This window comes from Phyllobacterium sp. (genome assembly GCF_037994405.1).
Classification (GTDB): Bacteria; Pseudomonadota; Alphaproteobacteria; order Rhizobiales; family Rhizobiaceae; genus Phyllobacterium.
On sequence record NZ_JBBNAN010000047.1, the window covers coordinates 1 to 3,754 of the forward strand.

A 3,754-nucleotide genomic window follows, 5' to 3' on the forward strand; every position below is an offset into this window, starting at 1 on the left:
CAGCAAGCTTGATGAAAATCTGAAACAACGTGTTCAACACCGGAATGGCGAACCAGGAAAGGCGCTGGCCGTTCATGAAGAGTGGTCATGTGCGACCGCATCCAAAGGCCGCACATATGGAAGCAAGCGATCTGATCGAAACTTCTGCAGAAAACACTTGCAAGTAGGAGTCACACACGTCCACATATGGGGCTTGCACGCCAGACCGTTTTCGCAACCAGTCAAGCCAATTCCTGCGCCTCTATTTGGGGATAGCATCTACTCCCGACCGTTACGGTGCAGGATTTAAGGTGACGGTCGTGACCCCGCCGGCAAAGTTTATTCCTTCCTGGCCATCGACAGAGATCGGTTGCAAGGAAAATGCGCGGCCCGTGCCGCCAACAAGAATGTTTGCACCTGCGCCGAGGCCGACCGAGGCATTTGCACCCACTCCGCTATAGGTGCCGGCAAGCGCACCGGCAGGAAGACCGCTGGTCGCCGCGACAACGCCCCAGATCAGATGGCCCGCCGCAACCTCACCTATCGCCACTCCGTATTCGTCGATTGAACCTGAATATTTGTCCGCAGTGCTGCCGCTGGTCTGCTTGAAGACGCAGGTCAGTTTCTGCTTTTCGACCACGAACATGCCTATGCCCTTGGACACATCGCACGACAACGTGCCGATCTGGCTTGATTCCGCCGCATTTGCACCGATCGGTACCAGCGCCACAACACACCCAAGACATATCCCCCGGAAGAAAGCCATCATCATATCTCCTTTGCCTCTTCTGCTTGTTCCCAAGCGATTTCAATAGGCTCTTCGTTATGGCCGTCGCCGTAAAGTACGTAACGGTTACAGCGGATGCCGCCGTCCCACGAAGTTGCATTTTCCAGGCTAGTCGCGATTGTACGGTGCTGCTGGACTTGGGGCGATCGTGCTCAAAGAGTCCGCGGCGCGGGCGAGTCTGCCCGGTGGTCCACCGTGGAGCGCATTGAGACAGGCGCGAGCGCTCTTCCTGAGGAGTTCAGCGCGATGCACTTAGAATCGGCGAGATGACGGGCCATTGGGTCGTGGCGGCGCCCGGCACGTTGTCGTGCCTAATCAGGGTGCAGCCGACTTGGTCGTGCTCTGACATCCGCTCATTCCGTCGACACCTTGATCATCTTGCGACGCGAGATGTCGTCCAGAATCAATCGCAGTGGTGATTTCAGGTTAACGTTTCGTCATCGATTTTGGATGTAGTCGCTGCAGGATGCATGTTCCTTCCATTGGTTACAAACGCCATCGATTTCCTGCTTCCATCATCGCTCATGCGGTCTGGCTGTACTACCGGTTTCCCGTGAGCCTGCGCCACCCCGCGGAATTGCTGTTCGAGCGTGGGATCAGGGTGTCGTATAAGACGATCCGGCAGTGGGCATGACAATTCGGGCCGGAATACGCTCGCCGCATTCGAAGAAAGCCTCCATCGTCACAGGACATCTGGTACTTGGACGAAGCCGCCATCAGCATCAACGGTAAAAGGCACTGGCTCTGGGCGTGCCGTCAATCAGGATCGATATGTCCTCGACGAAATCGTTCAAAACCGGCGCAACACTAAGGCTGCACGGCGGTTGCTGATACGGCTTATGCGGAAGCAAGGCATGCTGCCGAAGCGGATGATCACCGACAAGTTGCGCTCCTACGGAGCCGCCCTACGCCAAGTCATGCCGGATGTCGAGCATCGCTCGCACAAAGGGTTGAACAACCGGGCGGAGAATTCTCACCTGCCGCTGCGAAAACGGGCGCGAGTAATGCAAGGTTTCCGATCATCAGGAAGCTTGCAGCGGTTTATCTCGATCTTCTCGATCGTCCGCAACCTCTTCGTTCCATCCCACTCGCAACGCTCGGCATGCCAGATTTATCTGCACCGCCTGAACGCGATGGAGTAGAAAGCCGTGACGGAAACGCTCGTCTAAAATCAACAGGACGACAATCCTCGTGGCCTGAAAACTTAACCTGACATCACCATTTGATTGATGGACAAAGTTTCGCATTTCACCTCGCGTCATGGGGCCGCCCCATTGGACGGCCCCATCGTTGTGGCCTTATACTCAAGCGCTCGCGCCCGCTGTTCCCAGACCACCCCGGCCAGGCGTCGGAACTGGCTGTGCAACGTGCTCAACATCACTGACCTCGCTGTCCTCCAACGGTGCACCCGAGAGCGCGGCATCAAGGCGGGCCTGGTCGAGTTCGCCTTCCCAGCGTGCCATTACCAATGTGGCGACACCGTTACCGACCATGTTCACCAGGGCACGCGCCTCGCTCATAAAGCGATCGATCCCAAGGATGAGCGCCATGCCGGCAACCGGAATTGCAGGTACGACAGAGAGCGTGCCGACCAGCGCAATGAAGGAAGCGCCGGTGACGCCGGAAGCGCCCTTGGAGGTCAGCATCGCGACGGCGAAGATGGCAAGCTGCTGCGAAATGGAAAGGTCCGTATTTGTTGCCTGAGCCACAAACAGCGCTGCGAGCGTCATGTAGATCGATGTGCCATCTGTATTGAACACATAGCCAGTCGGCACGACCAGGCCAACCACAGGTTTCGAGCAGCCGGCACGCTCAAGCTTGGCCATCAGGCTCGGCAGCGCCGAGTCCGATGATGACGTGCCAAGCACGATCAGGATCTCTTCCTTGATGTAAAACAAGAACTTGAGGATGTTGAAACCGGACCACCAAGCGATGGTGCCAAGTACGCCCAGCACGAAGATGATGCTCGTCAGGTAGAAGGTGCCGATAAGAAAGGCGAGAGGGCCGAGCGAGGAAACGCCGTATTTTCCAACGGTGAAGGCCATGGCCCCGAAAGCGCCGATCGGCGCGAGGCGCATGATCGCGTTGATGGCTCCGAAGACCAGGTGCGAGCCGGCCTCTATGACATCCCGCACGGGCTTGGCGCGGTCGCCGAGATGCGAGAGGACGTAGCCGAACAGGATCGATATCAGCACGACAGGCAGGATATCACCCTTGGCAAAGGCGTCGACCACGGTATTCGGTATGATGTTGATCAGGAAGTCGGTGACGGACTGCTCGCTTGCCTTGCCGGCATAGGTTTCGACGGCACTCGCGTCGAGCGTGGCAGGGTCAACATTGAAACCAGTGCCGGGCCTTACAACGTTGCCGATAACAAGTCCGATGAAAAGCGCGGCCGTCGAGACCAACTCGAAGTAGACCAGAGCCTTGCCACCAACGCGGCCAACTTTCTTCAAATCGTTCATACCCGCTATTCCGGAAACGACCGTGCAGAAAATGACGAGGGCAATGACCATCTTGATCAATTTGATGAAGCCATCCCCCAGCGGCTTCATATCGATGCCGACATGCGGCCAAAAATGTCCAAGCAAGATCGCGAATGCTATGGCGATCAGAACCTGAACGTAAAGTATCTGGTACCAGGGTTTGCGTCGACGAGACGCTGTTTGGATGTGAGCCATGGGATACTCCTCCCTCGAGTGAATGGCGTCGCGACGGCGGACTCCGGTCCGCCGATCGGGTAACTGAAGCTGCATGTTGTCGCCGTTTAGTGATGGTTGTCCTGCTCGGTATCATGGAGGCTTGGCCGCCTCGACTGGCATCACGAGCAGGATTGACGCTGGCTGTTGGCTTTCATTCTGAAGTCTGCGACCCTCATGCGGGGCCACGCGACAAGAGTCCCACTTTCGCAACTTGTATTGATCCACGCCGTTCGACACCGTAACCTCGCCGTCGAGAACGACATAAATCTTCTCGACGGTCGACGCG

At 57.1% G+C, this 3,754-nt stretch carries 3 protein-coding genes and 1 pseudogene; 1 reads left to right on the forward strand and 3 read right to left on the reverse strand.

The features are described from left to right. Positions 1–271 precede the first annotated feature (271 nt). On the reverse strand, positions 272–751 hold the full coding sequence (locus tag AAAC48_RS03205) for a DUF992 domain-containing protein (protein ID WP_340652787.1): 480 nt from the start codon (positions 749–751) through the stop codon (positions 272–274). 481 nt (positions 752–1,232) lie between these two features. Here AAAC48_RS03205 and AAAC48_RS03210 point away from each other — a divergent pair. Continuing rightward, positions 1,233–1,908: pseudogene (locus AAAC48_RS03210) on the forward strand (IS6 family transposase). A gap of 162 nt (positions 1,909–2,070) precedes the next feature. Here the strand turns inward: AAAC48_RS03210 and AAAC48_RS03215 are convergent. Both AAAC48_RS03215 and AAAC48_RS03220 read right to left on the reverse strand, forming a co-directional pair. Beyond that, complete coding sequence (locus tag AAAC48_RS03215; protein ID WP_340652788.1) at positions 2,071–3,447, reverse strand: dicarboxylate/amino acid:cation symporter; 1,377 nt, start codon at positions 3,445–3,447, stop codon at positions 2,071–2,073. Between the two features lie 111 nt (positions 3,448–3,558). Continuing rightward, the coding region (locus AAAC48_RS03220) for a cupin domain-containing protein (RefSeq protein WP_340652789.1) at positions 3,559–3,754 on the reverse strand (196 nt) is incomplete at its 5' end.